This window comes from Micromonospora sp. DH13, from assembly GCF_020873825.1.
Taxonomy (GTDB): domain Bacteria; phylum Actinomycetota; class Actinomycetes; order Mycobacteriales; family Micromonosporaceae; genus Micromonospora; species Micromonospora haikouensis.
This window is the reverse complement of the sequence record NZ_JAHWGR010000003.1, coordinates 77,956-93,205: the sequence shown is the minus strand read 5'-3', so window position 1 is coordinate 93,205 and position 15,250 is coordinate 77,956. Positions and strand designations below refer to the sequence as shown.

At 74.6% G+C, this 15,250-nt stretch carries 16 protein-coding genes; 7 read left to right on the top strand and 9 right to left on the bottom strand.

Annotated features, from left to right (window positions below; translation table 11 throughout):
* Positions 1-73 precede the first annotated feature (73 nt).
* Positions 74-1,003, bottom strand: a complete 930-nt coding sequence (locus LPA42_RS04015; protein ID WP_198956511.1) for an NADP-dependent oxidoreductase — start codon at positions 1,001-1,003, stop codon at positions 74-76.
* Positions 1,004-1,101: 98 nt separating this feature from the next.
* Here LPA42_RS04015 and LPA42_RS04010 point away from each other — a divergent pair, with 98 nt between their 5' ends.
* The gene (locus LPA42_RS04010; RefSeq protein ID WP_077937165.1) at positions 1,102-2,040 is read left to right on the top strand and encodes an AraC family transcriptional regulator; all 939 of its coding nucleotides are present in this window, start codon (positions 1,102-1,104) and stop codon (positions 2,038-2,040) included.
* A gap of 95 nt (positions 2,041-2,135) precedes the next feature.
* Here the strand turns inward: LPA42_RS04010 and LPA42_RS04005 are convergent, their stop codons facing one another.
* From LPA42_RS04005 to trmB, 3 genes are all read right to left on the bottom strand, one after another.
* A complete protein-coding gene (locus LPA42_RS04005) occupies positions 2,136-3,113 on the bottom strand; it encodes a CehA/McbA family metallohydrolase (protein ID WP_228986322.1) in 978 nt (325 codons plus the stop codon).
* 2 nt (positions 3,114-3,115) lie between these two features.
* Positions 3,116-5,629 (bottom strand): RNA helicase, encoded by a 2,514-nt coding sequence (locus tag LPA42_RS04000; protein WP_077937166.1) that lies wholly within the window; start codon positions 5,627-5,629, stop codon positions 3,116-3,118.
* A gap of 137 nt (positions 5,630-5,766) precedes the next feature.
* A complete protein-coding gene (gene trmB, locus LPA42_RS03995) occupies positions 5,767-6,483 on the bottom strand; it encodes a tRNA (guanosine(46)-N7)-methyltransferase TrmB (RefSeq protein WP_198956512.1) in 717 nt (238 codons plus the stop codon).
* Between the two features lie 129 nt (positions 6,484-6,612).
* On the opposite strand from trmB, the gene LPA42_RS03990 reads away from it, so the two are divergent.
* Both LPA42_RS03990 and LPA42_RS03985 read left to right on the top strand, forming a co-directional pair.
* Positions 6,613-7,332 (top strand): hypothetical protein, encoded by a 720-nt coding sequence (locus LPA42_RS03990; RefSeq protein ID WP_077937167.1) that lies wholly within the window; start codon positions 6,613-6,615, stop codon positions 7,330-7,332.
* A gap of 140 nt (positions 7,333-7,472) precedes the next feature.
* A complete protein-coding gene (locus LPA42_RS03985) occupies positions 7,473-8,084 on the top strand; it encodes a class F sortase (RefSeq protein ID WP_228986348.1) in 612 nt (203 codons plus the stop codon).
* Between the two features lie 50 nt (positions 8,085-8,134).
* Here LPA42_RS03985 and LPA42_RS03980 read toward each other — a convergent pair whose 3' ends face one another.
* Complete coding sequence (locus tag LPA42_RS03980; protein ID WP_077937169.1) at positions 8,135-8,845, bottom strand: VOC family protein; 711 nt, start codon at positions 8,843-8,845, stop codon at positions 8,135-8,137.
* A gap of 74 nt (positions 8,846-8,919) precedes the next feature.
* Positions 8,920-9,657, bottom strand: coding sequence for a DUF4386 domain-containing protein (locus LPA42_RS03975; RefSeq protein WP_077937176.1), 738 nt, complete (start codon positions 9,655-9,657; stop codon positions 8,920-8,922).
* Positions 9,658-9,764: 107 nt separating this feature from the next.
* Between LPA42_RS03975 and LPA42_RS03970 the strand changes: the two genes are divergently transcribed.
* Entirely contained in the window at positions 9,765-10,478 is a 714-nt protein-coding gene (locus LPA42_RS03970; protein WP_077937170.1) for a TetR/AcrR family transcriptional regulator C-terminal domain-containing protein, read from the top strand.
* 16 nt (positions 10,479-10,494) lie between these two features.
* On the opposite strand, the gene LPA42_RS03965 is transcribed toward LPA42_RS03970, so the two are convergent.
* The 3 genes from LPA42_RS03965 to LPA42_RS03955 are packed head-to-tail and all read right to left on the bottom strand — an operon-like array spanning position 10,495 to position 12,596.
* Positions 10,495-10,827 carry an antibiotic biosynthesis monooxygenase gene (locus LPA42_RS03965; RefSeq protein ID WP_077937171.1) on the bottom strand — a complete coding sequence of 111 codons (333 nt, stop codon included), beginning with the start codon at positions 10,825-10,827 and terminating at the stop codon, positions 10,495-10,497.
* A 13-nt stretch (positions 10,828-10,840) separates the two neighbouring features.
* Positions 10,841-11,638, bottom strand: coding sequence for an exodeoxyribonuclease III (locus LPA42_RS03960; RefSeq protein ID WP_077937172.1), 798 nt, complete (start codon positions 11,636-11,638; stop codon positions 10,841-10,843).
* Between the two features lie 37 nt (positions 11,639-11,675).
* A complete protein-coding gene (locus tag LPA42_RS03955; protein ID WP_077937173.1) occupies positions 11,676-12,596 on the bottom strand; it encodes a proteasome assembly chaperone family protein in 921 nt (306 codons plus the stop codon).
* 721 nt (positions 12,597-13,317) lie between these two features.
* Here LPA42_RS03955 and LPA42_RS03950 point away from each other — a divergent pair.
* From LPA42_RS03950 to LPA42_RS03940, 3 genes are all read left to right on the top strand, one after another.
* Positions 13,318-14,046, top strand: coding sequence for a peptidase M23 (locus LPA42_RS03950; RefSeq protein WP_228986321.1), 729 nt, complete (start codon positions 13,318-13,320; stop codon positions 14,044-14,046).
* Positions 14,047-14,182: 136 nt separating this feature from the next.
* The gene (locus LPA42_RS03945; RefSeq protein WP_176734219.1) at positions 14,183-14,329 is read left to right on the top strand and encodes a hypothetical protein; all 147 of its coding nucleotides are present in this window, start codon (positions 14,183-14,185) and stop codon (positions 14,327-14,329) included.
* 47 nt (positions 14,330-14,376) lie between these two features.
* The gene (locus tag LPA42_RS03940) at positions 14,377-15,195 is read left to right on the top strand and encodes an EcsC family protein (protein ID WP_096761620.1); all 819 of its coding nucleotides are present in this window, start codon (positions 14,377-14,379) and stop codon (positions 15,193-15,195) included.
* Positions 15,196-15,250 lie beyond the last annotated feature (55 nt).

Here is a 15,250-nt window from a genome sequence, read left to right as displayed (position 1 = left end):
ATACATTCTAATCGACGGGTCTGACATCGCCCAGGGGAAAACAGGGTTGGTCGCCGTTGGTTGACCGGTCCGATCAGACGACGGACGGGCCGGGACTCGGCACAAGGATGATCTTGCCGCGGATGCGGCCGGACTCGGCGTCGCGATGCACCGAGGCCAGTTCGTCGAGCGGACGCGACGCGGCGACGTCGACCCGGACGGTGCCGGCATCGACGAGCCTGACCAGTGCGGCGAGGTCGCCGACGTCGTTGCGCGCCACGAAGCGCACTGCGCGCACCGGGGAACCCGTGGGCACCTCGACCGGGGCCGTGGCGGACACGACAACGCCACCCGGCCGAACCAACCGCGCCAGAGCCGCCGCCTGCCTCGCGTCCACCACGACGAGGTTGAGGATCGCGTCGACCGGGCCGTCCACGGCGTCGGCCAGGCGGATGGCCGTGTAGTCGACGATCTGGTCGGCGCCGAACCGGCTGACCGCCTCGGCGCTGCGCGGGCTGGCCGTCGCGACGACATGGGCCCCGGCGTGCTTGGCAAGCTGGACGGCGAACCCGCCGACACCACCGCCCGCCCCGTTGACGAGCACCCGCTGCCCGGACGTGAGGCCCGCGTGCTCGAACACCGCCTGCCAGGCCGTGACACCCGCGACGGGGATGGCGGCGGCGTGCGTCAACGGGATGGCGGTGGGTGCCGCGACGACGGTGTCGGCTCTGGCGGTGACGTACTCGGCTGCGGCGCCGCCGACGCGACCGATGACCCGGTCGCCGACGGCGAGGCCGTGCCCGCCGTCGCCGACCTCGACGACGGTGCCGGCAACCTCTGCGCCCAGCGTGAACGGCAGGTCCGGCGCGAATACTGCGCGCAGCAGCCCACGCCGTAGCCCGATCTCGGACGGGTTGAAGGAGGTCGCGGCGACGTGGATCAACACCTCGCCCCGGCCGGGCACCGGTCGGGGGACGTCATCCTGGCGGATGACGGACGCGTCGCCGTACTCGTGAATTCGCATCGCCTGCACCCGTCGAATCTATGGCGATCCCGGAAGACTACCCATGCTTGGCGATCCTCGATTCATGTTAGACCGTCTCGACGGCGATACTGTGCCGCATGGACGTGCTCAGCGACGTGATCACGGTGCTGCGGACCGGTCGACCGCGCTCGGCACGTGTGGCCTGGCACGCGCCGTTTGCGCAACACTTCGCGCCCGTGCCGGGAGCCGCCGGCTTCCAGATCGTCCTGCAGGGGCCGTGCTGGCTCGTCCTGCCCGGCAGCGACCCGGTGCCGCTGGCCGCCGGGGACGTCGTGTTCCGCCCCCACGGACGCGGACACACGCTGGCCGACAGCCCGTCGACCCGGCCGACGGCTCCAGCCTGCCACCCGGACGACCCGCAGCCGCTCCAGAGCTACGCCACCAGCACCGCCGGCGGCCCCACCGGCACCGACAGTCCGGCCACCGTGACGCTCTGCGGCGCGTACGAACTCGACCCGGCCCGGACCCATCCGCTCCTTGAGGACCTGCCCGAACTCGTCCACCTCCCCGCGCACCTCGGCAGGCACCCCGCACTGCGCGCCACCGTGGACCTGCTCGCCGCCGAGTTGGAACGACCCCGCCTAGGCACGGACGCCATCGTTCCGGCGCTGCTGGACACACTGCTGCTCCACATCCTGCGCGCCTGGCTCGACGAGCAGCGCTCATCGGTCACCACCGCCGGTTGGGCGGCGGCGCTCAACGACCCGGTCACCCTCGCCGCGCTGCAGGCCATCCACCGTGACGCGGCGCGGCCGTGGACCGTCGCGACACTCGCCGCCGAGGCCGGACTGTCCCGGGCACCCTTCGCCCGCCGCTTCGCCACCCGGCTCGGGCAGCCGCCGCTGACCTACCTGACCTGGTGGCGGATGACCACCGCCGCCCGACTGCTCCGCGAGTCCGACGCGCCGCTGCGCGCCATCGCCGCCCAGGTCGGCTACGCGTCCGAGTTCGCCTTCGCCACCGCGTTCAAGCGCCAGCACGGCACCGCCCCCGGCCGGTACCGGCGCGGGGCGTAGGTGGCGCCGAGGGGCGCGAGGACGGCTACCGGCTCTGTCGCGTACGCGGCCCGGCGGGGAACCGTCGTCGCGCTGCCGAGCAACCCGGCTCGTGGTCAGGGGCCGCCCAGGACGACGGGGTTGGTGAGCGCGGCCATCTGCCCGTCGGGATGGCGCACCTCGACCCGGACGAACATCGCATCCGCCGCGTCGGTGCGCCAGGTCAGGGCACCGGAGCCGCCGTCGGGCAGGCGCACGCGGTGCACGGTGCCCCGGTCGGTGTGGAAGGTGACGGTGCCGGACGGCACGCCGCGTACGTCCACCCGTACGACGATGGGCCCGTCGCCGGTCTCCAGCCGCTGGCCGATCCCGGCGCCGGCATCGCCGGTGGCGGCGGTGAGCGACAGCTCGACGGCGGCCGACCCGGCGATCCAGCTCCGGCCGGCCCGGATGCCGGCGAGGATCGCGGCGGTGGTCGACTCCTCGGCCAGCACGACGGTGTGCGGCACCCCGAGCTGACCCGCCAGGTGCGTGTCGCTGCAGCCCAGCGCCGGCCGCCACCGCCCGCCGTGGATGTCGGCGGCCAGGCCCCGGCCCCACTCGGCCAGCGCCGCCTCGTTGTCGGCGTTCCAGGGCAGGTCCGAGCGCCACCGCCCGTTCCACACCTCCACCGCGTCGAACCCGTCGAACGGGTACGCGAAGACGCCGGAAGGGTACGGCGCGTGGGGGTGCGCCGCCACGCAGAGCCCGCCGGCCCGGTGCACCTGCTCCAGCTGCCGGTCGATCATCCCGTCGCGGACGCCGTACCGCCAGTCGACGACCTGCCCGGGGGCGATGCCGAGCGCCAGCCAGTGCCCGGTCCGGGTGGTGACCTCCTGGCCCAGGATCACCAGCAGGTCGTCGCCGGCGAGCGGACCCCAGGCGGCGTGCGTGTCCGACGTGTTGTGCTCGGTGACCGCGATGAAGTCCAGGCCGACCGCACGGGCACCGGCCATCACCTGCTCCGGCGTCAGCTCCGCACCGTGCGAGCGCGCCGAGTGCACGTGGCAGTCGCCCCGGTACCAGCCGTGCCCTCGGCCCCGCCGGATGCCCACGGTCAGAGCTGGCCGACGTCCGTGATCCGGACGACGGCCGCGCCGACCTCGTCGGAGGCGGCCAGGTCGACCTCGGCGCTGATGCGCCAGTCGTGGTCGCCGTCGGGGTCGTCGAGGATCTGCCGGACCGTCCACCGCTCCCGGCCCTGCTCGATCATCAGCAGCGCCGGGCCGCGGGCGTCCGGCCCGGTGCCGATCGAGTCGTACGCCTCGAAGTACGGCTCCAGCGCGTCGGCCCACGCGTCGGCGTCCCACCCGTCGGCGGCGTCCAGCTCGCCCAGCAGATCCCAGCGGCGCAGGGCGGCCAGCTCGACCCGGCGGAACAGCGCGTTGCGCACCAGCACCCGGAACGCCCGCGCGTTGCGGGTGACCGCCGGCGGCCGGTCGTCGAGGGCGGCGTGCGCCTCGGCGGCCTCGGCGACGTCCGACGGGTTCTTCAGCCGCTCCCACTCGTCGATGAGGCTGGAGTCGACCTGGCGGACCAGCTCGTGCAGCCACTCGATGAGGTCGATCAGCTCCTCGGTCTTGGCGTCCTCGGGCACGGTCTGCCGCAGCGTCTTGTACGCGTCGGCGAGGTAGCGCAGCACGAGGCCCTCGGAGCGGGTGAGGGAGTAGAACTGCACGTACTCGGTGAAGGTCATCGCCCGCTCGTACATGTCCCGCACGACGGACTTGGGGGAGAGCTGGTGGTCGGCGACCCACGGGTGCCCCCGCCGGTACATCTCGTACGCGGCGTCCAGCAGCTCCGCCAGGGGCTTCGGGTGGGTCACGTCGTCGAGCAGTTCGAGGCGGGCCTCGTACTCGATGCCCTCGGCCTTCATCGCGGCGACCGCCTCGCCGCGGGCCTTGAACTGCTGCGCGGACAGCACCTGGCGCGGGTCGTCGAGGATCGATTCGATCACGCTGAGCACGTCGAGGGCGTACGACGGGCTCTCGGCGTCGAGCAGCTCGATCGCGGCCAGCGCCAGCGGCGACAGCGGCTGGTTGAGCGCGAAGTCGAGCTGGAGGTCGACGGTGAGCCGCACCCGGCGGCCGGTCTCGTCCGGCTCGGGCAGCTCCTCGACCACGCCGCCGGCCCGCAGCGCCCGGTAGATGGCGATGGCCCGGCGGATGTGCCGCCGCTGGGCGGCGCGGTCCTCGTGGTTGTCGGTGAGCAGGTGCCGCATCGCGGCGAACGCGTCGCCGGGGCGGCCGATGACGTTGAGCAGCATCGAGTGGCTGACCTGGAAGCTGGACGTCAGCGGCTCCGGCTCGGCCTCGACGAGACGGTCGAAGGTCGGCTGGCCCCAGCCGATCGAGCCCTCCGGCGGCTTCTTGCGCACGACCTTGCGTCGCTTCTTCGGGTCGTCGCCGGCCTTGGCGAGGGCCTTCTCGTTCTCGATGACGTGCTCGGGGGCCTGCACGACGACCCGGCCGAGGGTGTCGAAGCCGGCCCGCCCGGCCCGGCCGGCGATCTGGTGGAACTCGCGGGCCTTCAACAACCGGGTACGCACGCCGTCGTACTTGCTCAGGCCGGTGAACAGCACCGTGCGGATGGGCACGTTGATGCCGACGCCGAGGGTGTCCGTGCCGCAGATGACCTTGAGCAGGCCGGCCTGCGCGAGGGTCTCCACGAGCCGGCGGTACTTCGGCAGCATGCCGGCGTGGTGCACGCCGATGCCGTGCCGCACCAGCCGCGACAGCGTCTTGCCGAAGCCGGAGGTGAACCGGAACCGGCCGATCGCCTCGGCGATCAGGTCCTTCTCGGCCCGGGTGCAGACGTTGACGCTCATCAGCGCCTGGGCGCGCTCCAGGGCGGCGGCCTGGGTGAAGTGCACGACGTACACCGGGGCCTGCTTGGTCTCCAGCAGCTCCTCGAGGGTCTCGTGCAGCGGCGTCATCGCGTACGAGAAGAGGAGCGGGACCGGCCGCTCGGCCGAGCGCACGACGGCGGTCGGCCGGCCGGTGCGCCGGGTCAGGTCGTCGACGAAGCGGCTGGTGTCGCCGAGGGTGGCCGACATCAGCACGAACTGGGCCTGCGGCAGCTCGATGATCGGCACCTGCCACGCCCAGCCCCGGTCCGGCTCGGCGTAGAAGTGGAACTCGTCCATGACCACCTGGCCGACGTCGGCCCGCGCGCCCTCGCGCAGCGCGAGGTTGGCCAGCACCTCGGCGGTGCAGCAGATGATCGGGGCGTCGGCGTTGACGCTGGCGTCGCCGGTGAGCATGCCGACGTTGTCGGCGCCGAAGACCTCGCAGAGGGCGAAGAACTTCTCCGAGACCAGGGCCTTGATCGGGGCGGTGTAGAAGGTCGTCCGGTCGTCGGCCAGGGCGGCGAAGTGGGCGGCGATCGCGACCAGGCTCTTGCCTGAGCCGGTCGGCGTGTTCATGATCACGTTCGCGCCGGAGACGATCTCGATGACCGCCTCCTCCTGGTGGGGGTAGAGGTCGAGGCCGCGCTCCTTCGCCCAGCTGGCGAACGCGTCGAAGAGGGTGTCGGGGTCGGCGCTTGTCGGCAGCGCGGCGGTGAGCGTCATAGCCCGTCCATCGTGCCTGTCGCAGGCCCCTCCGCGCCAACCGGGTGTTAGGAAGGGCCCCCTGTACAACAGAATGCGTTAACAGGGGGCCCTTCCTTGCACCGCACGCGCCGCGCGCCGCGCCTCGGCCGGCACCCTCACGCGCGGCGGTGGACCAGGTCGAACACCGGGCGGCCCGCCGTCAGGGCGCGCCGCTCGAACTTGGTCACCGGCCGGTGCTCCGGGCGCGGGGCGTACCCGCCGTGCACGTCCACCAGCCCCGGGTCGGCGGTCAGCGTCTCGCGCATCGACTCCGCGTACTCGGCCCAGTCGGTGGCGCAGTGCAGCGTCCCGCCGGGCGTCAGCCGGGAGCGCAGCAGCGCCACGTGCGTAGGCTGGATGATCCGCCGCTTGTGGTGCCGCGACTTGGGCCACGGGTCGGGGAAGAAGACGTGCACCGCGTCCAGCGACCCGTCGGGCAGCGCCCGGACCAGGTCCAGCGCGTCGCCCCGGGCGACCCGCACGTTGCCCAGCCCGAGGCGCTCCACCAGCCCCAACAGGTTGGCGATTCCCGGCGTGTGCACCTCGACCGCCAGATAGTCTCGGCCTGGGTCGGCGGCGGCCATCGCGGCCGTGGCGTCCCCCATCCCCGACCCGATCTCCAGCACGACCGGGGCCCGGCGGCCGAACAGCGCCGCCAGGTCCACGGGCGCGGCGGCGGGATCGTCGGCGACCGTCAGGCCGTACGCCGACCAGAGCCGGTCGAGCGCGTCGAGCTGGCGGCCGGTCATCCGGCCCCGGCGGGGGTGGAAGGTGCGGATCCGCGACGCGTGCGGCGGCACGGTCACGACGGGGTTCGCTTCGGTGGAGGTCACAGCGGTCCGAGCGTACGCGACCAGCGCGCCGGATCGGCTGTGAGGTACGACCGGGGATGAGAAGATTCATCCCGTACGGCAGGCCGGGCGGGCCGCTGCCCGGCGACGCACTACCGCGCCGGAGGGGTCATGGGGGCAGCCACGCACCAGTGCGCCGGACCGGCCACGGGCCCCGGCACGGGGCTGGCCACGCGGATCGGCGCCGCGTTCGCCGTCGCCGTCGCCGCGTTCGCCGGCCCGCTCGCGGCGGGCGCGCGGGCCGCCGGGGCACCCGAGGCCGTCCCGGTGGCCGCCCCCGAGCCCCCGGTCGGCCCGCCCGGCCCGGCCGGTGGGCAGCAGCCCGGCTCGCAGCCCGGCTGGCTCGTCTTCGTCGAGGTCACCCCCAGCACCGTGCAGCCCGGCTACCTCGTGGGGATCCGGGCGAGCTGCCACGACAACTCGGTGCCGGCGATCGTGGTCTCCGACGCCTTCGGCCGGGTCGCCGTGCACCCGCAGCGTGGCCTGCTCACCGGCACCCCGATGGTGCGCGAGCGCATCTGGCCGGGTAACTACCGGGTCAAGCTCGAATGCCGGGGCGGTGAGACCGCCACCACGATGCTCCAGGTGGTCAAGAAGCAGCCCTCGCCCGCGCCCACCCACCAGCCGACCTACCAGCCGACCCACCATCCGACGTACCCGCCGACGCACCATCCCAGCCGGGGGCCGAACACGGGCTTCGGCGGCACCGCCCGGGGCGCCACCGACGGGCTGCTGCTGCCGGGCGGCGTGGCGTTGACCGTGGCCGGGGTGACGATCGGCGTGGCCACGGCCCGTCGACCGCGGTTCGGCCGCGGCGGAAACCGCCGCTGAGGCCGGCCGTGGCGTCGGCAGGTACCGCCCCGGGTGCGGCGTCCGCGCGTACCGTCCGGGCGGTGGCGTCCGCGCGGACCGCCCCGGGTGCGGCGTCCGCGCGTACCACCGGGTGGGACGGCCGCCGCCGGCCCTGGTCGGTGCCGGCGGCCGTGGCCCTGGTGCTGCTCGGCGTCTTCGCCACCGGCGCCGGGCTCGGCCGCGCGGCGGGGCCGTTCGAGTGGGCGACCCGGCCGGCCGAACGGGCGGCAGCCGCCGTCGACGACGCGCCCCGTCCGGCCGTGGGCCGACCGGTGAGCCTCCGGGTGCCGGCGATCCGGGTGTCCGCGCCCGTCGGCCCGGTCGGGCAGGCCGCCGACGGGTCGATCGCCGTGCCGCCGCTGAGCGCCGCCGCCGAGACCGGCTGGTACGACCGCAGCGTGATCCCCGGCGAGCCGGGCCGGGCCGTCATCGTCGGCCACGTGGACACCCGCGACGGTCCGGCCGTCTTCTACGACCTGGGCAGGCTGCGGGCCGGCGACCGGATCGAGGTGACCCGCGCCGACGGCGACGTGGCGGTCTTCGCGGTGGACTCCGTCGAGCACTTCGGCAAGGACGAGCTGCCCGCCGACCGGGTGTACGGCGACGACGGCCCGCCGGAGCTTCGGCTGATCACCTGCGGCGGCGCGTGGGTCGGCGGCCGCACGGGCTACGCCGACAACGTCATCGCCTTCGCCACCCTCCTGCCCCCCGACCCCCGACAGCCGCGGTGATCAAGAGGTTCGCGTCATCACCGAGATCGACTCTGCCGCTTTTCTCTTGATCACCGAGGCGGGGCGGGCAGGGTGAACTCGTTGCCGTCGGGGTCGGCCAGGACGACCGCACAGTCCGCGCCCGTCTCCAGCCGGGTCGCCCCGAGGGCGACCAGCCGGTCGACCTCGGCCTGCTGGTCGCCTGCGGGCGGGGCGAGGTCGAAGCGTTGCCGGTTGCGTGCCGTCTTCGGGGCGACGGGCGGGCCGCCCCACGCGACCTTCGTGCCGCCGTGCGGTGACTGGATGGCGGTCTCCTGGTCCTGGTCCCAGACCAGCGGCCAGTCCAGCGCCCGGCTCCAGAACAGCCCGACGTCGCGGGTGCCGTCGCAGGCCAGCTCCCCGAGCAGGCCGCACCCGGCGAGGAAGCGGTTGCCCGGCTCCATCACGCAGAACTCGTTGCCCTCGGGGTCGGCCAGCACGATGTGCCCCTCCTCGGGGCGCTGCCCGACGTCGAGGTGGCCGCCGCCGAGCCCCAGTGCCGTCGTCACCAGGCGCTGCTGGTCGGCGGGGTCGGTGCTGGTCAGGTGCAGGTGCAGGCGGTTGGCTCCCGCCTTTTCGGTGGGGCTCGGGACGAACCGGAGGCTGGGCTGGGTGTCGTCGCCGGGGAGGAGCGCGCCACGGGCGTCGCCGGTGACCTCCCGGCCGAGCATGCCGGCCCAGAACCGCGCCAGGCGAACGGCGTCGTGCGCGTCGAAGGTCACCGTGAGCAGTGGCGAGGGCATCCCCGCACAGTAGACACGGGCCCGTGGGTGGGCAACGCAAATAGCCCGGGCTGGGAACGGTGGGGTGGGGCCGGTCAGGCGGTGGGTCCGGCGAGGATCGGGGCCGGCCGGAAGCCCTTGACGACCAGCCAGACCCCGAGCGACAGCTCCCACGCGGCCACCGGGATGGTCAGCACCGCCGAGAGCGCGGACGCCTGCTCGTTGAGCCCGAACATGGTGGCCACGGCCGAGGCGACGAGCAGGGGCGCCCCGACGAGCCCGAGCACGGGAATGATCCGGGGCACGAGCGCGGAGCGGTACATCAGGTAGCCGAGCAGCAGCGCGTTGGCGGCGGGGACGAGGCCGGGGCCGAGCAGGAACGTCCAGTCGCGGACCGCGACGAGCGACGCGCCGACGGCGACGAGGGTGGGGGCGTCGGTGCCGGCCGTGGAGGTGAACTGCTGCCGCAGCGTCACCACCGCCAGCAGGCTCGCGACGCCCACGACGATGATCGCGGCTTCGAGGACGCGGGCGGTGACGAAGCCGAGCGCGGCGGCCTCGTGCTGACGCCTGACCACGGGGAAGAGCGCGACGGCCGTGCCCACGCAGGCGACGGCGTTGACGAGGTCGAGCAGGCAGCCCGCGATCACCCGGGTGTCGCTGCCGGCGCTGACGATGTAGTCGGGGTTGCTGAGCACCGGGTCGATGAGCGCCACGGCGGGGAGCGAGGCGAGGAAGGTGATCAGATAGAACACGCCCGCGACCAGCGCCGTCCTCCTCCCGGGCGAGCCCACCCGCATCCGTGTGGCTGTGGTTCCCGTGCTGGCGGTCATCTCCACCCTCCCCTTTCCCGGCGGCGAGGTGTACGTCGTACACCTTCGCGGCCCACGGTAAGGTGTACGACGTACACCGTCAAGGGCGCGATCGTGGAGGACTTGTCATGCCGGGCTTCGACGTGGGTGCGCGCGAGCGGCTCAACCGGGAACGCGTGCTACGGGCGGCCGTCTCGCTCGCCGACGAGGCCGGAATCGCGGCGGTGAGCATGCGGCGGCTCGCCCAGGACCTGGGCGTGGTGCCGATGGCGCTCTACAAGCACGTCGCCGACAAGGAGGAACTGCTCGACGGGATGGTGGACACCGTCATCGCCGGGATCGCGCCGCCGGAGCCGGGCCTGCACTGGAAGAGCGCGGTGCGGCAGCGGGTGCTCGCGGCGCGGCGAATGGTGCTCCGGCACCCCTGGGCGCGGCAGGCCATCGAGTCGCGCACCAGCCGGACGCCGACCGTCCTGGCCCACCTCGACTCGCTGGCCGGCGCGTTCCTGGCCGGCGGCTTCTCCGCCGACCTCACCCACCACGTCATGCACGCCCTGGGCAACCGGGTCTGGGGCTTCAGCCCCGAGCTGTTCAACGCCCCCGGGCCGGCCGCTCCGCGACCGCCCGCCCCGGACGAGCAGGAGGCGACGGCACGCGAGTTCGCGCGGCGGTTCCCGCACATCCTGGCCATCGCCACCGCGGCCACCGGGGGCGACCTGGCGGCCGTGGGTCAGGGCTGCGACGAGCAGTTCGAGTTCGAGTTCGCCCTCGACCTGCTGCTCGACGGCGCCGAACGGCTGCACCGGACGGGCTGGCGGTCGGCCGCGCCGGCAGTGCCGTGACGGGTCGAACCCGGGGTCAGGACCCCTGCCCGTCGGCGGCCGGCACCTGCTGGACCACCTCGAACTCCAGCAGGGTCGCGCCGGTGGAGACCGGGCGTCGCTGCTCGCCGCCCGCGCCACCCGCGTGCGCGGCCCGCGCCGGCCCGGCCGCCCAGTTCTGGTACGCCTCCTCCGACTCCCAGCGCGTGTAGACGAAGTAGCGCGTCTCGCCGCCGACCGGGCGCAGCAGCTCGAAGCCGAGGAAGCCGGGGGAGCCCTCCACCGCGCCGGCCCGCGCCGCGAACCGCCGCTCCAGCTCCTCGCCCGCGCCCTCGGGGACATCGATCGCGTTGATCTTCACGACTGCCATGGCCCCACCCTACTCAGAACGCCTCCACCGCCGGGACCAGGTCGGCGTCCACCACGATCGGGGCGTGGTCGGAGGGACCCTTGCCCTTGCGGGCCTCCCGGTCGACGTACGCGGCCCGGACCGCGCGGGCGAACGGCGCGGACGCGTAGACCAGGTCGATGCGCATGCCCTTGTTCTGGTGGAACATCCCGGCCCGGTAGTCCCAGTAGGTGAACGGGTGCGGCCCCTTCATCGGGGTCGGCACCACGTCGGCCAGCCCCAGGTCGCGCAGGGCGGCGAGGGCGGCCCGCTCGGCCGGCGTGACGTGGGTGGAGGTGACGAACAGGGCGGGGTCCCACACGTCGGCGTCGGTCGGGGCGACGTTGAAGTCGCCGCAGACGGCCAGCGGCAGCCCGCCGGTCAGCTCCTGCTCCAGCGCGTCGCGCAGGGCGGCGAACCAGGCCAGCTTGTACGCGTAGTGCGGGTCGTCGAGGGCGCGGCCGTTCGGCACGTACACGGACCAGACCCGCAGCCCGTCGCAGGTGGCCGAGACGGCCCGGGCCTCCGGCTCGGGGAAGCCCGGCTCGCCGGGGAAGCCGACCGTCACGTCGGCCAGCCCGACCCGGGACAGGATCGCCACCCCGTTCCACCGGCCGTCGCTGTGGCTGGCCACCGTGTAGCCCAGCTCGCCGACCTCGGCCACCGGGAACGCCCCGTCCGGGCACTTCGTCTCCTGGAGGCAGACGACGTCGGGGACGGTGGTGGCCAGCCAGTCGAGCAGCCGGGGCAGGCGGGCCTTCACCGAGTTCACGTTCCAGGTCGCCAGGCGCATGCCTCCAGCCTGCCGCATCCCCGCCCCGGCCGCCCGGTCAGCTGCCCGGGGTGTCGCCCGGCCGGCCCTGCTCGGCCAGGAACCGCTCCAGCTCCGCCCCCAGCTCGTCGGCGGTCGGCAGCGGACCGCCCTCGGTGGCGAGCAGGTTCTTCTCGCCCCGCCCCCGGGCGAACGCGTCGTACTGCTCCTCCAGGGCCGAGACCAGGGCGGCGGCGTCCTCGGTCTGGGCGACCTGCCGGTCGATCTCCACCCGCACCACCTCGGCGGCCGAGCGCAGGCCGTCGCGGGGCAGCAGCAGGCCGGTGCTGCGCGACACCGCTGCCAGCAGCACCTCGGCGGCGGCCGGGTACTCGGCCTGGGCGACGTAGTGCGGCACGTGGGCGGCGAAGCCGAGCGCGTCGCGGCCCTGCTCGCCGAGGCGGAACTCCAGCAGGTGCCCCACGCTGCCGGGGACCTGGACGCGCTGCAGCCACGGCTCGTACCCGGAGATCAGCTCGCGGCGGGTGGCGTGCGCCGTCACCCCGGTCGGGCGGGTGTGCGGCACCGCCATCGGGATCGAGTTGAGCCCGACGGTGAGCCGGACGTCGAGTCGGGCGGCCAGCCCGCCGACCGCGGCCACGAACCGCTCCCACTGCAGGTCCGGCTCGGGGCCGCTGAGCAGCAGGAACGGGGTCTCGTCGTCGTCGTGCAGCAGGTGCACCTCCAGCTTGGGGGCGTCGTACTCCTCCCAGTGGTCCTCGACGAAGGTCATCGGGGGACGCCGGGACCGGTAGTCGTAGAGCTGGTCGACGTCGAAGCTGGCGACGGGGCGGGCGTCGAGGGAGGAGAACAGCTGCTCACGGGCCAGCCGGGTGGCGCTTCCGGCGTCGACGAAGCCGGTGAGGGCCTGGAGCAGGACCGGCTGTCCGAGTTCGGGCAGATCGTCGGAGAGCTCGTAGAGCTCGTGTGGGTCGAGCACCGGTGCGGACCTCCCTGGGCTGGCGCGTACGGGACCGTGACGCGCACGGCTCCCGGTTCGGGCAACGTACCCGCCATCCTCGTGCATTCCTGCGTCGGGCGGTCCCACGCCCGATCCATGATCACAATCAGGCAACGGCCCCGGTCCCCGGCTGCCCTCCCGACTCGGCGGGCCGCCCCACCGCCACCCTCGGGGATGGGCCGGACGGGTGAGGCGGGATCGGCCGATCGGCGGGGCGGGCGGGGAGGGGGCGGGTCGCCCGGGTTTCGGGACGTTGTCGGCCGCCCGGTGCGCCCGTCGATGCGTACCGGAGGTTCGTCCGGCCCGTCCCGTCCGCGCCGGGCCGTGACGGCGGTCGCCCGGGTGTCCGCATCGCCGGCCCGTCGGTGTGGCGAGGGCCACCCTGAGGGCCTGGGTTATCCCGGAATGACCTGCCTAGCCTCGTCGAATGCGTGACGACGGCATCCTCGACGACCAGCGCGGCCCGGACACGGCGGTGGGCCGTTCGGACGTTTCCCCCTCGTCCGAACGGCCACCCACCACCATCGCCGGCGGCGCACGCCCCGGGCGCCTCCGGACTTCCCTCACTTCCCTCGCTGGCCTGGTTCCTACCCCCTCCGGGTGGCTGCGTAACCTCCCGATTCCGAACGCGTCGGCGGACCGGCCGGCGGCCGGTGACCCCGGCCGCGTCGGGCCGCCCCGCCGGGGCCGTCGGGCGGGGGTGGCCGTTGCCGCCGGAGTGGTCTGCTGCCTGGGCCTGGCCGCCCTGGCCCAGGCCCGGGAGGAGCCGGCGGGCACCGGGCGGGGCGCGCCCCCCGCCGCCGACGCGGACCTCGCCCGCCGCGCCGCCGCCGAGGCCGCCTCGCGGTCGCTGGACCGCGCGCCCGGCCCGACGCCCACCCCCTCGGCGAGCCCCACGCCCACGTCTGCGGCCAGCGCCCCGTCGGCCACCGCGTCGCCGTCGGCCAGCCGCAAGCGCGCCGCGCCGAAGCGGCCCGCCGACCCCGCGCCGGTGGCCGGCCTGACCCGGGCGCAGATGGCGAACGCGAAGGTGATCGTGCGCACCGGCCGGGAGCTGGGCTTCCCCCGGCGCGGGCTGGTCATCGCGGTGGCCACCGCGATGCAGGAGAGCAACCTCTACAACGTCGCCAGCGGGGTGCTGCCCGAGTCGCAGGAGTATCCGCACCAGGGCATCGGCTGGGACCACGACTCCGTCGGGCTGTTCCAGCAGCGCGCCAGCAGCGGCTGGGGCGAGGTGGGGCAGCTCATGGACCCCGCGTTCGCCACCCGGCAGTTCCTCGCCGCCCTCGCCGAGATCCCCGGCTGGGAGGACCTGCCGCTGACGGTCGCGGCCCAGTCCGTGCAGATCTCCGCCTACCCGGACCTCTACGCCCAGCACGAGTGGCGGGCCGCGGAGGTGGTGGACGCCTTCCTCTCCGCCGGGATGTGACCCCCGGTTGCCCGCAGGCGTCCCGCGCGGGGCGTGCCGGCGGCGACCCGTCGGACCCCTCGATCGACCACAGTGGACGATTGGCGCTTGCCGGGGCAGGGTACACATGGAGGAGGACGACCGACAGGAGGACGACATGTCAGCACTGGTGCAGCGGCTCACCCGGTTCCTCCGGTCGCCGCAGGGGCAGCAACTCGTCGACCGGGGCCGCCGCGAGCTGGCCAAGCCGGAGACGCAGCGCAAGCTGAAGCAACTCGCCTCCCGCCTGTCCAGCCGGCGCTGACCGCGCCGACGCCGCCGCACCGCCCGTCTCCGACCCCGGGAGCCTCCGTGACCGATTCTGCCCCCGTCGACGGCCAGCCCACCGTCCCCATGCCGGTCGCGTCGCCTCCGGCGGCACCGGCGCCACCGCAGACGGCAGCGGCGGTGCCGGAGGCGGCACCGGGGTTGCCGGTCCCGGCGGTCGCCGCCGAGGACGCGCCGGAGGGGCCGCCGGCCCGGCTCTGGGACCGCATGCGGGAGGACCCGCAGTACGCGCCGGAACACCTGGCCCTGGAGGCGGTGCGCCGCCTCGGGCCGGAGGCGGCGCGGTGGGCCGCCCGCGCGCGGGCGGAGCGCCCCGGTGCCCCGACGGAGGAGCTGGCCGAGCAGGCCGTCCGCCGGTTCGTCAACCGGGCCCGGCTCTCCGGGGCGGTCTCCGGCGCGGCCGGGCTCCCCGGCGCGGTGATCGACGTCGGGGTGCTGGCCTGGACCCAGGCGCGAATGGTCCTGCACATCGCGGCGGCGCACGGGATCGACCCGACGCACCCGGACCGGGCCACCGACCTGCTGGTGCTGCAGAAGGTGCACAAGGTCGCCGAGACCGCCCGCCTGGCGCTGGGGGTGGCCGCCGGGCGGGAGCGCGCCGGGGCCCTCTTCGGCTCCGGCGGGCAGGCCGCGCTCGGCAAGGTGATGCTGCGACTGGGCGTCCGGCTGGCCCAGATGGCCGGGGTCCGCGCGGCGAAGCGGATCTTCGCCAAGGTGATCCCGGGGGCCGCGATCATCCTCGGCACCTGGGCGAACTCGTCGGCGACCAAGGACCTGGCCGAGCGGTCGCGGCAGCTCTACCGCAGCATGGGTCCCGCCGGGGGCGTCCCCCGGCCCCGCTGAGCGTGCCCCGTCGGCCCGGCCCCGCCAGCCGAAGCCGGCGGGCCCGGCTCGGCCC